The organism is Moraxella marmotae, from assembly GCF_042219885.1.
Taxonomy (GTDB): Bacteria; Pseudomonadota; Gammaproteobacteria; order Pseudomonadales; family Moraxellaceae; genus Moraxella; species Moraxella marmotae.
Genome location: NZ_JBHJHR010000002.1, coordinates 1123825 through 1141276, shown reverse-complemented (window position 1 = coordinate 1141276; position 17452 = coordinate 1123825). Strand labels below are relative to the sequence as shown.

At 46.1% G+C, this 17452-nt stretch carries 16 protein-coding genes; 6 read left to right on the top strand and 10 right to left on the bottom strand.

Going from position 1 to position 17452, the window contains the following annotated elements; all coding sequences use genetic code 11:
* Positions 1–130 precede the first annotated feature (130 nt).
* The 4 genes from ACFBZI_RS05365 (at position 131) to dapD (ending at position 3489) form a co-directional block, all read left to right on the top strand.
* Complete coding sequence (locus tag ACFBZI_RS05365; RefSeq protein WP_375715373.1) at positions 131–313, top strand: hypothetical protein; 183 nt, start codon at positions 131–133, stop codon at positions 311–313.
* Between the two features lie 3 nt (positions 314–316).
* On the top strand, positions 317–1555 hold the full coding sequence (locus tag ACFBZI_RS05360; protein WP_375715372.1) for a radical SAM protein: 1239 nt from the start codon (positions 317–319) through the stop codon (positions 1553–1555).
* Positions 1556–1648: 93 nt separating this feature from the next.
* On the top strand, positions 1649–2614 hold the full coding sequence (locus tag ACFBZI_RS05355; RefSeq protein WP_375715371.1) for an alpha/beta fold hydrolase: 966 nt from the start codon (positions 1649–1651) through the stop codon (positions 2612–2614).
* Between the two features lie 53 nt (positions 2615–2667).
* Positions 2668–3489, top strand: coding sequence for a 2,3,4,5-tetrahydropyridine-2,6-dicarboxylate N-succinyltransferase (dapD, locus tag ACFBZI_RS05350; RefSeq protein ID WP_375715370.1), 822 nt, complete (start codon positions 2668–2670; stop codon positions 3487–3489).
* Between the two features lie 153 nt (positions 3490–3642).
* Here the strand turns inward: dapD and ACFBZI_RS05345 are convergent, their stop codons facing one another.
* The 4 genes from ACFBZI_RS05345 to ACFBZI_RS05330 all read right to left on the bottom strand — a co-directional run bounded on the left by ACFBZI_RS05345 (position 3643) and on the right by ACFBZI_RS05330 (position 7415).
* Positions 3643–4479 carry a tRNA threonylcarbamoyladenosine dehydratase gene (locus ACFBZI_RS05345; RefSeq protein ID WP_375715369.1) on the bottom strand — a complete coding sequence of 279 codons (837 nt, stop codon included), beginning with the start codon at positions 4477–4479 and terminating at the stop codon, positions 3643–3645.
* Positions 4472–5326 carry a TatD family hydrolase gene (locus tag ACFBZI_RS05340; protein ID WP_375715368.1) on the bottom strand — a complete coding sequence of 285 codons (855 nt, stop codon included), beginning with the start codon at positions 5324–5326 and terminating at the stop codon, positions 4472–4474. The genes ACFBZI_RS05345 and ACFBZI_RS05340 overlap by 8 nt, the downstream gene beginning before the upstream one ends.
* Before the next feature lie 113 nt (positions 5327–5439).
* Positions 5440–6003: a GspH/FimT family pseudopilin gene (locus ACFBZI_RS05335; protein ID WP_375715367.1), complete on the bottom strand. Its 564-nt coding sequence runs from the start codon at positions 6001–6003 to the stop codon at positions 5440–5442.
* Positions 6004–6029: 26 nt separating this feature from the next.
* On the bottom strand, positions 6030–7415 hold the full coding sequence (locus ACFBZI_RS05330) for an FAD-binding oxidoreductase (RefSeq protein ID WP_375715366.1): 1386 nt from the start codon (positions 7413–7415) through the stop codon (positions 6030–6032).
* Positions 7416–7883: 468 nt separating this feature from the next.
* On the opposite strand from ACFBZI_RS05330, the gene recA reads away from it, so the two are divergent.
* Positions 7884–8948: a recombinase RecA gene (gene recA, locus ACFBZI_RS05325; RefSeq protein WP_375715365.1), complete on the top strand. Its 1065-nt coding sequence runs from the start codon at positions 7884–7886 to the stop codon at positions 8946–8948.
* Positions 8949–8957: 9 nt separating this feature from the next.
* Positions 8958–10028: a regulatory protein RecX gene (locus ACFBZI_RS05320; protein ID WP_375715364.1), complete on the top strand. Its 1071-nt coding sequence runs from the start codon at positions 8958–8960 to the stop codon at positions 10026–10028.
* Between the two features lie 119 nt (positions 10029–10147).
* Here ACFBZI_RS05320 and ACFBZI_RS05315 read toward each other — a convergent pair whose 3' ends face one another.
* The 6 genes from ACFBZI_RS05315 to ACFBZI_RS05290 all read right to left on the bottom strand — a co-directional run bounded on the left by ACFBZI_RS05315 (position 10148) and on the right by ACFBZI_RS05290 (position 17370).
* Positions 10148–11068, bottom strand: a complete 921-nt coding sequence (locus ACFBZI_RS05315; RefSeq protein ID WP_375715363.1) for a PHP domain-containing protein — start codon at positions 11066–11068, stop codon at positions 10148–10150.
* An 81-nt stretch (positions 11069–11149) separates the two neighbouring features.
* Positions 11150–12307, bottom strand: a complete 1158-nt coding sequence (gene ftsZ / locus ACFBZI_RS05310) for a cell division protein FtsZ (RefSeq protein WP_375716320.1) — start codon at positions 12305–12307, stop codon at positions 11150–11152.
* Between the two features lie 196 nt (positions 12308–12503).
* Positions 12504–13802 carry a cell division protein FtsA gene (gene ftsA, locus ACFBZI_RS05305; RefSeq protein WP_375715362.1) on the bottom strand — a complete coding sequence of 433 codons (1299 nt, stop codon included), beginning with the start codon at positions 13800–13802 and terminating at the stop codon, positions 12504–12506.
* Positions 13803–14001: 199 nt separating this feature from the next.
* Positions 14002–14718 carry a cell division protein FtsQ/DivIB gene (locus ACFBZI_RS05300; protein WP_375715361.1) on the bottom strand — a complete coding sequence of 239 codons (717 nt, stop codon included), beginning with the start codon at positions 14716–14718 and terminating at the stop codon, positions 14002–14004.
* 308 nt (positions 14719–15026) lie between these two features.
* On the bottom strand, positions 15027–16463 hold the full coding sequence (locus ACFBZI_RS05295; RefSeq protein WP_375715360.1) for an ATP-binding protein: 1437 nt from the start codon (positions 16461–16463) through the stop codon (positions 15027–15029).
* A gap of 223 nt (positions 16464–16686) precedes the next feature.
* Positions 16687–17370 carry a response regulator gene (locus tag ACFBZI_RS05290; RefSeq protein ID WP_375715359.1) on the bottom strand — a complete coding sequence of 228 codons (684 nt, stop codon included), beginning with the start codon at positions 17368–17370 and terminating at the stop codon, positions 16687–16689.
* Positions 17371–17452: the final 82 nt, after the last annotated feature.

The following is a 17452-nucleotide window of genomic DNA, read 5'->3' as shown; positions in this document are numbered from 1 at the left end:
TGCACAATAGGCTAAATTCTATTGTGCTTTTTTATTGTATTTTTGTTTTTACAGCCAGTCTCATATTTTTATTGACAGCCATATATATATTAGAATTTAAGACTCTTTAATCTATCACTTATGGAGTTATATGATGAGTTTGATGCATCAACAACAAGCCCAAGCATTATGGTCGAACAAAACCTCTTTTGAAGAATTGCAAACTCGACAAATTTTGATTGACGAGCCGCTATTGCCTGAATCAAATGAAGAAAAAATCACTTATGTACAAAGAAGTCAATGTCGCACTACACACAAGCGTAAGGATTGTTAATTTATGTTGTATCAGCACATGACCTACCACCGAATTGGTGAGAAAAATTTATTTATAATACCTTCTTTGCCAAGTTCAGTAGTATTAGATGATTTAGAGACGATAGCTTTTTATAGCTTCTCTAAAGAACAAAATGTGCTTGATACCGAGCAATTTTTATTATCAAAAGGCATACAATTACCACAGGTAAAATCAACCATTAATAGCCTTTTGAAAAAATTAAAAATTGCTCAAATTTATCCTTTATCAGACATTCAGCTGAGCTATTCTTGCAATGAAATCTATCCCACCGACATACACTTATGCCTTACTCGTAGTTGTAATTTAAGATGTGCCCACTGTTACATTAGTGCCGACAAGGAGCAAGCAGGAGAGCTTAGCTTGGAACAGTGGAAAACTGGCTTTAAAGCAATCTTTGAGTATATTAAAAATCCCAAAATCACTATTTCTGGCGGAGAACCTACACAAAAACGCTATTTGGGAGACTTGGTTAAATTTCTAGCAAATCATTCTACTGTTACAATTTTCACCAATGGCAAAAGAAATATTGACGATCTTGTGCCCTATGTTGCCGAAGTACAAGTTTCTCTAGATGGAATAACACAAAAAACTAACGATACAATTCGTGGCTTAGGATCTTTTGTAAAAATCAGTAAATTTATCAAAAATTTTCCCGATAAATCAAAACTAACCGTTGCGATTACACTTATGGCTCATAATTTTGACGATACCAAAAACAAATTGTTTGATTTTATGAATGCACATGGTTTGACAAACTCTAATATTCGCCTAAATGCCCAATTGGAAGACTTTGGGCGTGCCGAAAATTTACCAAGTGAATATAAAAATTTTTACTATGAAAGAACGATTGAAATTGCAGAATTTATTCAATCCATCAACCCAAGTACCAATAACAACAATGGTGTAAATAAGTTAAATTGTGGCATTGGCTTGTCTATTGGCATCGATTCCAACGGTGATATTTATCCATGCGATGAATTTGTTAATAAAATGGGAAATATTTTACATCTCAACCTATCGTCAGCTCTTAGAAAAACAGTAAAAATCAATCAAGAGACTCAAATTAATAATATGCCCTATTGTCAAAAATGCGATCTAAAATACATTTGCTTGGGTGGATGCAAAGCAAAAAACCTACAAAAAACAGGGTCTTATTTTAAGCCAGACTGCTCTGAGCAAAAAAAGTGGGCAAAATATGTAGCACTTGCATATGAAATCTGACAGTAAAATTCATACATCTGCACAATATGGTGGATTTTATAAAAAAAATACAATAAAATTATTGGAATCATTATATTTTGCCTACATATTCCAATGACTCAAACCATCTTATCATCTAACCAAATCCACCGCCTACATCACCGCTTTTTTGTACCCAAAGGTGAGATTGTGGCGACCTTGCTGATTGTCCATGGTATGAGCGAGCATAGTGGACGCTATGCTGACTTTGCCCAGTTTTTGGCAGATCATGGCGTGCTGGTGGCAACCTATGACCAACTGGGGCATGGACGCACCGTCAAGGACAAGTACGAGCTGGGCTTTTTTGATGATAAGCACCCCATTCAGGCTTTGTGCAAAGATGTCATCATCATGGCAGATAAGCTCAAAGAGCAAGCCTGTGATGTGCCGCATTTTATCATAGGGCATTCGATGGGTTCGTTTGTGGTGCGGACGGTGCTGATTCACCACAGTATCCGTTTTGATGGGGCAATTTTGATGGGGACGGCACAAAGTTTTGGCTGGCTAAATCACACAAGCCTAGTGGCACTAAACCTATTAAACAAAATCGCCGCCAAGCAGCCCAATCCACAAATCGCCGCTTTGATGAACCAATATTTTCTCGGTCAATTACGCTCCCCCATCAGTCCATCGCCCTTTGCTTGGCTTGCCGAGAATCCAGCGGCGATTGACGCATTTGAGCAAGACGAGCTGTGCGGTTTTTGCTTTAGTAATAATGGCTTTTTTACTTTATTGGCATTGATGCAGCGTGCCATGCGTGATGATTGGTATGCCAATATGCCAAGTAATTATCCGATTTTACTCATCAGCGGCAAAGACGATCCTGTTAGCCACTTGGGGCAAGACATCGAGCGGCTGCATGACGCACTTATCCGTGCCAATCATACTGTCAGCACACGACTGTACCCCAATATGCGGCATGAGCCACTGCACGAAATCCATGCCCAGCGTGTCTATCGTGATATTTTGGCGTGGCTTTTGCGTCATTGTCCTAATCTTATGCCAAATTTATCAAGAAAATCGGTTTTTTTTGATAAATAAATATGCTAGGATAACAGGCAAATTCTCAACTTTTCATCAGCTAAGGATATATTATGTCAAATCTAGCAACGATTATCGAACAAGCCTTTGACGACCGTGCCAACTTCACTGCCGAAACGGTATCGCCAGAGATTCGCCAAGCGGTTGAAGCTGCCATCGAAGGCTTGGATAATGGCTCATTGCGTGTCGCCGAAAAAATCGACGGTGAATGGGTCGTGCATCAATGGCTAAAAAAAGCCGTATTGCTATCTTTTAAATTAAACGACAACCAGCCTATCGAGTCTGGCGATTTGCGTTTTTATGACAAAGTCGCCACCAAACACGCCGATTGGAGCGATGAGCAATTCCGTGCCGCTGGCGTGCGTGTCGTGCCGCCTGCTGTTGCTCGCCGTGGCAGCTTTCAAGCCAAAAATGTGGTGCTGATGCCATCATATGTCAATATCGGTGCTTATGTCGATGAAGGCACGATGGTTGATACTTGGGCGACTGTCGGCAGCTGCGCCCAAATCGGTAAAAATGTCCACCTGTCAGGCGGTGTGGGCATCGGCGGCGTACTTGAGCCACTACAAGCCAACCCAACCATCATCGAAGACAACTGCTTTATCGGTGCACGCTCTGAGATTGTTGAAGGCGTGATCGTCGAAGAAGGTTCGGTCATCTCTATGGGTGTGTACATCGGTCAATCCACTCGCATCTATGATCGTGAAACTGGCGAAATCCACTATGGCCGTGTACCAGCTGGCTCGGTGGTCGTACCAGGTAGCCTACCAAGCAAAGACGGCACGCACAGCCTATACGCTGCCATCATCGTCAAAAAAGTCGATGCCCAAACTCGTGCCAAAACCAGCCTAAACGATTTGCTGCGTGCCGAATAATTGCCAACTTTATCTTGGCGACTTGTTTTATACAGTCAAATAGTCAAAAAAAATGGGTGATGATTTCACCCATTTTTTGTGTTTGTTATCAGGGTAGATTTGATATGATTAAGCTTTTTAACTAATTAATTTAATCAATTAATCAAGACAATTTTATTGTCGTGCGATGATATCAAAAGCCGCACTTGCCATGACCATGCCAGCACTCGCCGTAACCACCACTGCTGAGCCATAACCGCCGCAATTTAGCCCAGTTTGGCAGGTCGATGCCGTCTTTGGTGGCTCGTCCGAGTACACGCATTTTAGCCCAAATTTATGCTTGCCACCTTTGGCGATGCCTTTTTCACGCAATTTGGCACGCAGTCTGGCAAGCAGCGGATCGTAGTTGGCATCTTTTAAATCGGCAACTTTTAGGCGTGTGGGATCGATTTTTGCACCCATGCCGCCTGCGATGACGCATTTGATTTTGTGAAATCTGCAATGCAAAGCAATGGCAAGTTTTGCCGCCATATCGTCCACGCAGTCAAGCACAACCACCGTTTTGCCAGCGGCTTGTAGTGCTGCCACGGTTGCCTTATCTGGCAGGATTTGTTGGACATTGTCCGTGGTCAAAAACTCATCAACGCACTCAATGCGTGCCGCTGGATTGATGGCTTGAATGCGTGCTGCCATGACATCAATCTTACTTTCGCCAAGCGTCTGACTGCTGGCGGGCAACTGGCGGTTGATATTGCTCTCAACCAGAATATCCATATCCACCAGTACGATATGCCCAATCGCTGTGCGAGCCAAGCTCTCCGCTGCCCAAGAGCCGACACCACCGACACCGATGACATAGACGATGGCATTGGCGAATTTACCCAAAGCATCGACACCGTACAACGCCCCCACGCCCATGAATCGGCGTTCATAGTCCATCTTTGGGCTGTCTGCGTTGTCCGCTGCTTGAGCTAAAGTATTATTTGAATGATTATTTAAAATATTATTCATAAAATCTGTCATCATATTTCCAATCGGTGCGTAAGGCTTGGCAACTGTTTTGCCATAATTTTTCTGCCAAGGTTTGTTTATCAATATTAAATAATTCTGCCAATGTCGCCAGCACAAACGGCAAATTGGCAGGCTCATTAAACTGCCCCAAGTGCTGGCACGGCAACGGCATCATGTCTGGGCAATCGGTCTCAATCACAAACGCCTGCACGCCATATTTGGCAAATACCGCCTGCACAGCTCGGTGCAGTTTTTTGGCATTGGGATTGGTGATTTGCCCTGTAATGCCCAGTTTAAAGCCCTGCTTCACAAAAGCCAAGGCTTCTTGCTCGCCACCGCTAAAACTGTGGGCAATGCCGCCCAGCTCGTCCGCTCGGTATTTTTGGGCTTTTAAAATCTTTAGCACATCGGCATGGCTTTTGCGAATGTGCAATAAAATCGGTTTTTGGTACTGTTTGGCAAGGCAAATTTGCTCAATAAAAAACCGCTGCTGCTTGGCATAAATCTGGGCATCTTGCAGGTCTTTTGGGTAGCCATCCAGTCCAATCTCAGCAATGGCAACAGTTGGGTGATTTTTTAGATAATCTTCTAAAATAAGCAAATCGTTTTCGCTTTGCTCGGTGATGTATAACGGGTGCAGCCCAAACGCCAAATGCGATTTGGGGGCGTGGTTTAGCTGATTGATGGCGTCATTGGCTCTGAGCATACGCCCAAAATGCTGTGCCAAATAGCCGATCAGTAGCAAATGTGCCACACCCTGCGTATAGGCACGCTGGGCAAATGCTTGACGCTGACTGTCGTATTCAGGCACATCAAAATGAGTGTGGGTGTCAATCAGTTGAATCATATTCGCTGTTAAAATATATTTAATCGTTTAATTTATCTTATTAATTTATATTTGGCGTGGGTGATTTTTCTCAATCTTAGGCAATTTTAGGGCGATTGGCAATTTTAGGGCGATTATTGACAATCCAACTGCTTGACATCGCCCTGCTTGACGCTGACCAGCCCATACATATTAATCACCGTCTGATGTGACAATGCCGCACGCTCTGAACAGTAATAAATACTACCGATATGACCACGGGGTTTGGCACTGTCGCCCATGAACTTGATATAATGGCGTGCCAGCGACACTCTCATGGATAAAGCACCGTATTTTAGAGCCAATGGCTGCTGCATCACCACGATGTCGGTATCGTCTTGTTGGTTGTTGCGGTTTTTATCCACAAAAACCATCAGCCCTGACTGACCGTAGCGATCGCAGCGGCCACTGTGATTGACTGGGCAAATGATAACATCTTGTTGGTGTAAAACCGCTTCAATCTTGGCGCGACGAATCGACTCTTGCAGATGGCGGCTCACCACATGCGATTCATAATGCCGCATCATCGACTCATAAGCTGGCATGGCAATCGCCACCAGCATCGCCAAAATCGCCAGCACCACCATCAGCTCAATCAAGCTAAAGCCCAGTTGTGCCGTCCGCCCATGCTGGCTTAATGCCACTTTTGTAGCTGCCATTAAGCCACCTTTACGCCCAGCAAACCCTAAACTTCATCAAGCCAAATCTTGCCAGGATTCATGATATTGTGCGGATCAATCGCCTGCTTGATGGCACGCATCACATTGATGGCATCGCCATGCTCTTTGTGCATATATTTACGCTTGCCCTGCCCAATGCCATGCTCGCCTGTGCAAGTGCCGCCCATCTCGATTGCACGATGAGCTAGACGTGTCAAAATCTTATCCGCCTTTTGCCGCTCATCTGGATTGTCGGTATCCACCAATAACAGCACATGAAAATTACCATCGCCCACATGGCCGACAATCGGCGCCAGCATGCCTGATTCGCTAATGTCCGCCTGCGTCGCCGTGACGCATTCTGCCAGTCGTGAAATCGGTACGCAAGCATCGGTGGATAACCCCTTGGCGGTCGGTCGCAACGCACAGCTGGCAAAGTACGCATGATGGCGTGCCGTCCACAGTTTTTTACGCTTGGTCTCATCACTGCTCCACTCAAAATCCGTACCGCCAAAATCGGCAATGATTTCGCCAAACAATGTCGTCTGCTCGGCAACGCCTTGCTGTGTGCCGTGAAATTCGACAAATAAGGTCGGCTGCTCTGGTAGGCTTAATTTGGAATATTGATTGCAAGCACGGATTTGAATGGGGTCTAACAATTCGATGCGAGCAATGGGCAAGCACATCTGAATGGTGGCAATCGTTGCTTGGCATGCCATATCAATGCTTGGAAAATGACACAAACCACTGCCCACCACTTCTGGCTGCCCAAAAAGTCGCACGGTCACGCTGGTAACGATGCCCAAAGTCCCTTCTGAACCAATCATCAGGCGAGTCAAATCATAGCCTGCTGATGATTTTTTGGCATGACTGCCAGTTTTGATAATCTCACCACTTGGTAGCACCACTTCTAACGCCAACACCACATCTTTCATCGTGCCATAACGCACCGCATTAGTGCCCGACGCCCGAGTCGCCACCATGCCGCCGATGGTCGCATTCGCCCCGGGGTCTAAAGGGAAAAATAGCCCCGTTGCTCGCAGCTCGTGGTTGAGTGCTTCACGAGTTACGCCTGCTTGCACGGTTGCCGTCAAGTCTTCAGCGTTAATGTGCAGCACTTGGTTCATCTGCGACATATCAATGCACAAGCCGCCATCAGGGGCGTTTAGCTGCCCTTCAAGCGATGAGCCAATCCCAAAGGCAATCACTGGCATGCGATATTCGTGGCAAATTTTGACTGCATCGGCGACATCTTGGGTGCTGTGAGCGACAAGCACCGCATCGGCTGGTTCATTGGCCAGCCAGGTGGTGGTGTGGGCGTGCTGCTGACGCACGGTCAAATTGGTCGAAACTTGCTTGCCAAAACGAGTGCATAACGCCAAAATGGCATCGCCAAAGCGTTGATTTGTCATCAGATTCTCCCTAAGTGATTAAAATTTTTAGACACACAAGCCCAATTGGCATTATATCTGTAATGCTGTTTTTAATATTGCCTTTAGTGCTGTCTTTGCTTTGGCAAATTGTACCACAAATTTTGACCGATGTTTTTATCATTGACCATTTTGCCAAAATTGTTGCGTCATTTGCCTTGCGGTTTGTTGTCTTGATTTTGCTATCTTGGTTTTTGAATAATTTGTTTTGATAATTTTTGGGCAATTTTCTTAAGCAGCTTGCTTGGACAGTTTTGGGATAACTATTTCTAAAATAACAGTTTTTGGGATAAAAGTTTTTAAAATCAACGCCAAATCATCGACAAGTCCAGCGATTTATCACGGCGAAAATTCACCCCAGCAGGCGAATTTATGCTATAATTGGGCGGTTAATTTCATCGTTGGCGATTTGTCCTTTGGGCAATTTGCCACCCTAAAAAGGAACACACCGTGGACGAAAATAAAGAAAAAGCACTCAAAGCAGCACTCGCCCAAATCGAAAAACAATTTGGTAAAAACACCATCATGCATCTGGGCGATGAAACCGCCAAACTTGATGTTGATGTGGTATCGACAGGCTCTTTGGGATTGGACATCGCCCTAGGGATTGGCGGCTTGCCAAAAGGTCGCATCATTGAGATTTTTGGCCCTGAAAGCTCAGGTAAAACCACACTGACCCTACAAACCATCGCCGAATGCCAAAAACAAGGTGGCACTTGTGCTTTTATTGATGCCGAACACGCCCTTGACCCCATTTATGCCAAAAAATTGGGTGTAAATATCGATGATTTGCTGGTGTCGCAGCCTGACAATGGCGAGCAAGCACTGGAGATTGCCGATATGTTGGTGCGTTCTGGTGCGGTGGATATGATTGTTGTGGACTCGGTAGCGGCACTGACCCCAAAAGCTGAAATCGAAGGCGAAATGGGCGACAGCCACATGGGTCTGCAAGCTCGCCTGATGAGCCAAGCCTTGCGTAAAATCACTGGTAACGCCAAGCGTTCCAACTGCATGGTGATTTTTATTAACCAAATCCGCATGAAAATTGGCGTGATGTTCGGCTCACCAGAAACCACCACTGGCGGTAATGCCCTAAAATTCTACGCATCGGTTCGCCTAGACATTCGCCGTATCGGTGGCGTCAAAGAAGGCGAAGAAATTGTCGGTTCAGAAACTCGTGTCAAAGTCATCAAAAACAAGATGGCACCGCCATTTCGCCAAACCGAATTTCAAATCATGTACGGCGAAGGCATCAACCGCTTGGGTGAAGTCATCGATTTGGGCGTGGACATCGGTGCGGTCGGCAAATCGGGTGCATGGTACAGCTATGGCGATGGTAAAATTGGTCAAGGCAAAGCCAACACCGTCAAATACCTGCAAGAAAACCCTGCCATCGCTGCCGAGATTGAAGCCAAAGTCCGTGAAGCCAAACTCTCAACGCAGCCTGCCGCACCAGCTCATGAGCCTGACGAAGTGCCTGAATTTGTCGAAGGCATGGAAGATGACGCTTTTTAATCTTGCCGCATGAGCATCAAAACCTTATCCGAAATCTTGGTAGAAATGGGCGAGTCGCCTGTTTCTGCCGATAATTATCAGCCGCAGGTGTTAGACGAGAGCAATTTTTATCAATTGACCACAACCACGCCGCCACGCTTTAATCAGCTGCCCAAGCGCACTGCCAAAGCTGGTTTTGGTAAAACTGGCTTTGATAAAACTGTCCAAACTCATCAAAAATCTGACGGCAAATCCACAAAACAAGCAACATTGACAAAACCCTTTGTGTCGCATCAGCAAAATTTGCCCAATGACGACGCACTGCCTTTATCCAAAGCCAATCGACAAAATCCGCCAAACACCCAATCATCAAACGACAATCAGCAAACCAAGCCAACAACCAAAACCGCACCACGCCTGCCGCAACGCTCAACCCAACAAAACGCACAAAGCAGACAAAGCAGACAAAGCACGCCCATCAAAGCCTTGCTTGATGATGCCAAACAGGGCAACGCCACCGCTGCCATGCCCGAAAAACTTGCCGAACGCCTAAAAGATGTCGCCATTGAACCGCTCATCACTGCCGACCGTGCGACCAATTATCTGCGATGGCTAGCATTTTATTATCTGTCGCATCGTGAGCTATCACGCCACGAACTGCAACAAAAATTGCTCGCCAAAGGCTGTGATGCAACTGCAGTAGATGCCTTGATTGTCGAATTTGCCCAAAAAGGCTACCAATCCGATGACCGCTGTGCCGCCATGCTGATTCGTGAAAGTATCCGCAAAGGGCGTGGCAAAATCCACATCAAGCAGCGACTCAAACATGCCCAAATCCAGCTTGATGGCGATGCCAGCCTTGACGCTTTGATTGCTGATGCCAATATTGATACGCTGACCGATGGCACGGTGCTGTCTGGCGATTGTGATGAGATTGATTGGCTCAAATTGGCGGTCGAAGCACGCACTCGCAAATATGGCGAAATGCCGCCCACCACCCCCAAGGATAAGGCACGGCAAATGCGATTTTTGCAATATCGGGGGTTTGGGCTGTCCGTTTGCCTAGATGCTCTCAAATATCGCCTGTCGGATTTGGATTGATGGCAACTTTGGCGGTGTTGGTTGATAGTTTTGAGCAATTGATTGATTTTGGATAAATAAGTTAAGATAAATTATTTCATCTGTTAAACTTATCAAATGAAATCACTGCCATGCCAAAATCAAAGCGACGGATTGGCAAATCGCTGCCACACGCCCATTTGCCCATCACAAATAGCGGCAGTTGCACCCAGTTTTCGCCACGGCATATTACTGCCATGAAAATCACTGCCCAAAGACACCAGCAAGCCGTGCTTGGCGATGGCACGACTGACCATATCCACCGTGCTAAGCGGTTCATTATTTGGCAATTCGCAGCCATCACCGCCACAACCTGCAAAGTCAGCAATCAGCCGCTGGGTGCGTGTGGCGGACAGCTTATAGCGAGTTGGGTGAGCCAGCACTGCCAAACCGCCACAATCATGAATCAATGCCACAGCGTCCGCCATGCTAATGGTCTCAATCGGCACATAAGCAGGCTTATTGTCCGCCAAATACTTATCAAACGCCGCCTGCACAGTCGGCACAAAACCCATCTCGTGCAGCACCTGCCCGATGTGGGCCCGTCCCACCGCTCGAGCGTTGCCGCCTGCTTTGGCCAGCACCTGTTGCCAGATGGCGTTTTGTAAGTCGGTACGCTTATCGCTGTCATCTGACAAAATCGTTGCCAGTTTTTCGACCATCTGCCAGCCACGGCGGTGGCGACTGTCTTGTAAGGCTTGTAAGGCTGCGTCCATCTTGGCAGTATCCCAAAAATCCAACGCCACCACATGAATGATTTTATCAATGCTTTGGTATTTGCCATAGCCGCCCATCAAGGTGTGCGTGCAGCTGATTTCGACACCGTTAATCACCTGCACGCCAAGCATATCGGCCATTTGCCGAGCTTCATCGATGCCTTTGATGGTGTCATGATCGGTCAGTGCCATCATACTGATGCCTGCTTGGCTAACCTTTTTGACCAGCTCTGACGGCGTATTTGTGCCATCAGAACAAGTGCTGTGCATGTGCAAATCTACCTTTGGCATTGTCAAATTATCCATCGATTGCCTATCATCATTATCCAAAGTTTATCAAAAACAAAGCCCTACCGAATCGGCAGAGCTTTGAGCAGCTGGATAAACTTAGCCATTTTTTTGCTGTTGTTGCTGCAGATAAGTACCAACACTGACTGGCTTAGGTGCGTCTTGGTCCAGATAAGTACCAACACTGATTGGCGTAGGTGCGCCTGGGCGTGGCGTGTGTGTTTGGCGATGCTCTGCAAAGGCACTGGTATGGCTGTCTAGTACCGCCGCTTCTGCTTGTTGTACTTTGCTTGCTGTTGGCTGCTTCATGTTCAAGCCAGTGGCGATGACAGTAACATGGATTTCATCTTCCATCTCTGGATTATCAACATAGCCATAGAATACATCGGCATCATCTGCCATGATGCCTTCGCCAATATCAACGATCGCCATCACTTCTTCCATGCTCACACCAGAGCCGATGATATTAATAATCAAGCCTTGGGCATTGGTTAGGTTCAGATCATCAAGCAGTGGCGAGCGAATGGCTTTTTCCATTGCTTCGGTTGCACGATCACTACCTGATGAGCGGCCAATACCCATCATCGCATAGCCTTTGGATCTCATCGCCGTTGTCACATCTCTAAAGTCAATGTTGATAAGACCTGGGTTGATGATGGTTTCGGTCAAGCCATTCACCGCATACAGCAGGACATCGTCCACTTTTTTGAACGCATCGACCATGGTCAGATTGCGATAAGCTTGCGTTAGCTTATCATTTGGAATGGTGATGATAGAGTCCACATGCTGTGCCAAAGAGTCGATGCCGTTTTTGGCGGCGGCGGCACGGCGTTTGCCTTCAAAGCTAAATGGCGTGGTTACCACAGCGACGGTCAAAATGCCCATTTCTTTGGCAATGCGAGCCACCACAGGGGCTGCACCAGTACCGGTACCGCCACCCATACCTGCGGTGATAAATGCCATGTCATAATTCTCTAGGGTTGCACGGATTTCTTCTTCGTTGCTCTCAGCAGATGTGCGACCCACTTCAGGATCACCGCCTGCACCCAAGCCACGAGTCTCGGCAGCACCGATTTGGATTTTATTAGGTGCTGTCATTCTATTTAATGCTTGCAAATCGGTATTGGCACACACAAAAGTGATGCCTTTGACATTTTGGCGAACCATGTGTTCCACAGCGTTACCGCCGCCACCGCCAACACCAAACACAATGATGCGTGTTTGACCATTGGTTTCTGGTTGAGCATCATCAGCCATTCCGTATTTCATAACCTACTCCAAGAAAAAGTCAAATAAACAAAAAGTATAAAATATGATAGTACCATTGTACGCACAAACAGCACTTTTGGCAAGCCAAGCATAGCTTTGATAGATAAATTATCCTAAAAAATTTCGCAAATTTGGCATCAAAACCATCATTCGCCCAAAGCTTGCCGACAAATTGAGCAAAAACCTACAAAACTCGCTTCACCCACGCCACAAAACGCCCAAACATGCTCGACACCGCTCCAATCTGCTCAGCCAGCCAAGAATCCGCTTGGGCATCGACTTCTTGGGTCTGCTGATCTCGGGCAAATTGCTCACTACCCATGTACAACAACGCCCCAATGGCAGTATGTAGCGTGTTATTGGCGATATGTTCGTTCAGCACTCGGATATCATCATCGGCCAGATGATCGACATTGGCTCGAAGTAAAGGATTACTGTGAATCATGCGAGCTTTGATGCCAATATGGTTGCAAGCAAAAGTCAATAAACCGTCCATCAAAGCACCGCCACCCGCCAGCACCACGCCTGCGTCCAAGCTGACCAGCAAATTGGGGTCAATACAAGCCATCACTTCATCAAGCAGCTTACGATAGCGAGCTTCGATGACTTGGTTTAGCTCTCGTCTGAGCATGGTTTTTTCTTGCTTGCTGTGTTTTTTATAAGTAACCACTGCCGCAGGGCTGTGTTTATTGCGATTGAGCGTACCTTCTTGGCGTTTAAAACTCTCAGCATCAGACAAAGCAATGCCGCACTCTTTGGCGATGTCCATATCCACCATGACGCCGCCCATCTCGATGCAATGGGTGTCAATCAGTACGCCGTCTTTATAAATGCAAACCTTAGTTGTGCTGGCACCGATGTCAATAAAACAAACGCCTTTTTGTTTTTCTTCGAGTGTCAAGGCATACTCTGCACCCGCAATGCCATCAAAAATATGGGTCTCCACATGCAAATCGTCTTGCTCAATCATGCCGATGATCTGCTCTAGTTGATGCGTTGGCATATCAATGGCATGGCTTGCCACGCCGATTTTTTTGGCACTTAGACCCAGTGCATCTTGGACATGATAATCGTCCAAAAAAACCAACTGGCGGTTTAGCTGAAAAATCGTCCGCTCATCACGAGCCACTTCACCAATCATCGCATCGATGGCTTGTTGGATATGGTCTTGGGCAATGGTGCAATCTGGCGAATTGATGGCAACCTGCTTGAACATATTGCGTGATTGCATGCTGGGCGATGAGATACACAGTGCTGCTGAGATGATTTGCAGCCCTGCCATGTTGCTGGCTTCTCGCACTGATTTATGAATGGCAGACAGCAAGTACTCACGATTGATCACTCGCCCACCAAAAAACGCATCAGTATGTGCCAAGCCCACGGCAGTGATTTTTAGCAGCTTGTCCGAGCCTTTGGTCTCAAACTGACCAACAGCTGTACAAACCGCCGTGGAGCTGATATGTATTACCACTTGAAGTGTCACACGGTTTCCTTAAAGTACCTCAACGCCACCGCCGAGCAATCATATCCAAACATTGCCAAAATGCGGTGCAAATTCGCCAAATTTTATTAAAACTATTCTTGCAAACTATTAAATCTCAACACATCAAAGTTGAGTCAAAGTCGAGCGACTCAAACCATAAAAACTTGCAAAAACTGCCAAATTGTTACCACCAAACCGATTAATGCCGCCAAGCGATGGCAAAACCGTTTTTGTAACGCAAATCCACAGAGTCAATCTTGGCAAAATCATTTGCCAAAGCGGTTTTTAGCTGAATTGCCAAATTGTACAATTTTTGTTCTGTGTTTTCGTAATCAACCACGATACGCATGCCGTTATTAAAGCGAATCACCCAAGTCTGACGGGGGGTCAAAATCAAATCCTGCACATGAATGCCCAGCGGTGCAAACCAAGCATTGACTTGCTTAAGCTGCTGCATGATTTGCTGGGATTCGCCATCACGGCCGTGCAAATTCACCAATCGGCTGTCCATCAACTGACCGCTGTCGGCAGGCTCATACACCACACCATTGGCGTCCAAAAGCCTATCACTACCAAAATTTGCCACAGGCTTGCGTGCAGTTACCGCCACCACCACGCCTTGATTCCAGTCACGGCGGACGCTGACGCTCTCAACCCATGACAGCTGGCTGATTTTTTGTTGAATTTGTAATAAATCTGCACTAAAAAACCGCACGCCACCCATCGGCTCGATAACTTTTTGTAATGCTGACAACTGCACCGACGACAATCGTTGTGGCTCGATGACGATTGGTCTTGCCGTTTCGCTTTTTAGCAAATATGCCACCAAAAATCCAAACACCGCAATCAATAACAGGACAATCAATGCCATCTGCCATGGCTTAAAAATGATTTGCTTGGTTGATGTTTGAGTCATGAAATTTTTGCCATTTGATTGTTAATCTTTTTTCATCAATCTGATAAACAGAATTATCGGTGATGACTACCGCAAAGCTGAGCATAAAACTTAAGCCAGTGCTTAATTTTTTGATTAGAAAATTTATAAAAAATCATCTAATGGCGGCAGCAATCACAACATTGAGAAAAATTAGCATATGTTAGCTTATTTTATCCATAAGTAAAAGCGATAAATGATAAAATTTTTAAAAAAATTTGCCGTTGTAACATAAACTTACACTTTTTTGGGTTTTGGGCAAGCATTTAAAATTTTGCATGAGTCATGGGTCAAATTTTGTGCGGCGTTTTGGCTGATTTTGACAGTGTAACACAAAAACCGACACGGCGAGCATCTTGATACAGATTATCAAATTGCACCTTCAACCCATGCATTTGGCAAATTCGCATCACGATCGACAAGCCCAAACCGCTGCCAGATTGCACTTGACCTGCAGGGCGAAAAAACCGCTCGCTCAACCGTGCCAAATGCTGCTCATCAACGCCCAAGCCGTCATCACGCACCGCCACATGATGCTTGCCAATCTCAAGGCAAATATTGCTGCCTTCTGGGCAATAACGAATGGCATTATCAATCAAATTGGTTAATAAAATCTCAATCAAAACTTCATCACCGCACAACGCCAGCGGATCGCTTGCCATCGTGCGGCTAAGCTTACTATGCTTTTGGCGAGCAGCCAGATTGCTCTGTGATAGCACCGTGTCGCTGATTTTTTGCCAATCAATCGGCGTGTCAAACACAAACTGCTGACCGTCTGCCGCCGACAGCTTTGCCAAAGTCAATAGCTGACTGACCAAGTGATTGCTTCTTTTGATGCCAGCGGTGATGGCAAGGTGATGCTCATACAAGGTGCGTTCATGCTCATCGTCAAGATTTGCCGACAAAATCGCCTGCCCCAGCATGTCGGCTTGCAGTTTGAGTGCCGTCAATGGGCTTTTTAGCTCGTGCGATGCATCGGCGGTAAAACGCTCTTCTCGTGCGATGGCGTCCGATACCTTGACAAACCAATGATTTAATGACACAACCAAAGGGCGGACTTCTTTTGGCACATCGATATCCAAGGGGCTACTGTCGGCAGGATCTCGCTTTTGTAGTCGCTCACCCAATGATGCCAGCGGTGCAAAACCACGGCGAACCGACCACCACACCAGCAGCAAAAACAGCACCAACCCCACCAACGCTGGCACCAATTGCACCACCAACGCCGTCAAAATCAGCTCTTGGCGAGACTCCAAATTTTGCCCAACGGCAATCACTCTGCCTTGACGCTTATCGCTGATATACAGCAGCCGCCAGCGTTCATTCAGCGGATTGATACCACTGCTAATTTCGGTAAAGCCTTGAAATTGTGGGTAAAAATGAAAATTTTCGCCACTATCATCGGCAATCAGCAGCCGTCCCTGACTGTCCCAAATGGCAAAACCCATGTGATCATCTTCGATGTCATCAAACAGCTCTTCGCTTAACGACTCAAAATCCACGCTTTTATCAACAATCAGCGTCCGACCATCATCAGCCATATGGCGAGAAGTTGCCAACAGATAGCCAGACAACTGGGTCATTTGCGTATCACCCAGCTGGCTCATATTTTGCCACAGCTTGACGCCGATGATTGCCATAATGCCAAGCCACATAATAGGCAATCCTACCAATAATACTTTTAGCAGCCTGCCTTGGATACTGTAATTGGCGGAAGATTTTTTCATGAATTGACCTACTTTTGGGTTTTGTTAAGAGCTATTTATCGGCAAAGTGATTGGCTTGATAAATTGGTTTTGTCAATTGATTTGGCAAATGGCGGCACAAAGTATAAATTGACTTGATAAAATCATTGCAAAATCCGCCATGCCAAATATCAAATATTAAAAACCAACAAAATCAAACAGTGGGTAAATTTACCCTTGGTTTGCCATGATTAACCATCAATGGCTAAGATGCCGATAACATCGACCAGTTAGGATTGAGATAATAGCCAATGCCACGCTTGGTTGAGATAAAATCACTGCCAAATTTTTTACGCAAATGATGAATATGTACCTCGATGGTGTTGCTGTCCACCTCAGCACTCCAGCCGTACAGCTTATCCTCAAGGGCGGCACGGCTGTGGATTTGCTTGGGTGATGCCAAAAATTCTTCGAGCAATGCCAGCTCTTTGCCAGTCAGCTCCACCAGTTTATCCTGATAAAACACCTGCCGTGATTGGGTATCAAAGCTGATTTTGCCGTATTGAATCAGCGACTGGCTACGCCCACGACTGCGGCGAATCAATGCCTGCAATCTAGCAATCATCTCGTCCAAATCAAACGGCTTGACCAAATAATCATCTGCTCCAGCGTTTAGCCCTGCCACTCGATTGGCAATGGCATCTCGTGCGGTGATAATCAGCACTGGCGTATCGATGCCTTTGGCTCGCCAATTGGCCAGCACCTGCATGCCGTCGCCCTTTGGCAAGGTCAAATCCAGCAGCACCGCATCAAAAGCCGACATGGATAACGCCGACTCGCCTGTTTTGGCATCACCGAACCACTCCACGCTCATGCCTTGCATGCCAAGCCCTGCGATTAGGCTTTTGGCAATATCCACATCATCTTCGATGAGTAAAATTCGACTCATGGCAAGCTCCGTTGTTATTTTTTTGCTTTTAGTGCGTCAATTTTTTTACAACTTTGTGATTTTGTCATCTTATGACCATTTT

Bases quoted from the DNA above. Each gene is read 5' to 3' on its own strand.
- ACFBZI_RS05330 (WP_375715366.1), bottom strand. From the start codon at position 7,415: ATGACAAATCAACGCTTTGGCGATGCCATTTTGGCGTTATGCACTCGT.
- ACFBZI_RS05340 (WP_375715368.1), bottom strand. From the start codon at position 5,326: ATGATTCAACTGATTGACACCCACACTCATTTTGATGTGCCTGAATAC.
- ftsZ (WP_375716320.1), bottom strand. From the start codon at position 12,307: ATGGCTGATGATGCTCAACCAGAAACCAATGGTCAAACACGCATCATT.
- ACFBZI_RS05360 (WP_375715372.1), top strand. From the start codon at position 317: ATGTTGTATCAGCACATGACCTACCACCGAATTGGTGAGAAAAATTTA.
- ACFBZI_RS05315 (WP_375715363.1), bottom strand. From the start codon at position 11,068: ATGGATAATTTGACAATGCCAAAGGTAGATTTGCACATGCACAGCACT.
- ACFBZI_RS05320 (WP_375715364.1), top strand. From the start codon at position 8,958: ATGAGCATCAAAACCTTATCCGAAATCTTGGTAGAAATGGGCGAGTCG.
- ACFBZI_RS05355 (WP_375715371.1), top strand. From the start codon at position 1,649: ATGACTCAAACCATCTTATCATCTAACCAAATCCACCGCCTACATCAC.
- ACFBZI_RS05335 (WP_375715367.1), bottom strand. From the start codon at position 6,003: ATGGCAGCTACAAAAGTGGCATTAAGCCAGCATGGGCGGACGGCACAA.
- ACFBZI_RS05295 (WP_375715360.1), bottom strand. From the start codon at position 16,463: ATGAAAAAATCTTCCGCCAATTACAGTATCCAAGGCAGGCTGCTAAAA.
- dapD (WP_375715370.1), top strand. From the start codon at position 2,668: ATGTCAAATCTAGCAACGATTATCGAACAAGCCTTTGACGACCGTGCC.
- ACFBZI_RS05365 (WP_375715373.1), top strand. From the start codon at position 131: ATGATGAGTTTGATGCATCAACAACAAGCCCAAGCATTATGGTCGAAC.
- ACFBZI_RS05300 (WP_375715361.1), bottom strand. From the start codon at position 14,718: ATGACTCAAACATCAACCAAGCAAATCATTTTTAAGCCATGGCAGATG.
- ACFBZI_RS05345 (WP_375715369.1), bottom strand. From the start codon at position 4,479: ATGAATAATATTTTAAATAATCATTCAAATAATACTTTAGCTCAAGCA.
- ACFBZI_RS05290 (WP_375715359.1), bottom strand. From the start codon at position 17,370: ATGAGTCGAATTTTACTCATCGAAGATGATGTGGATATTGCCAAAAGC.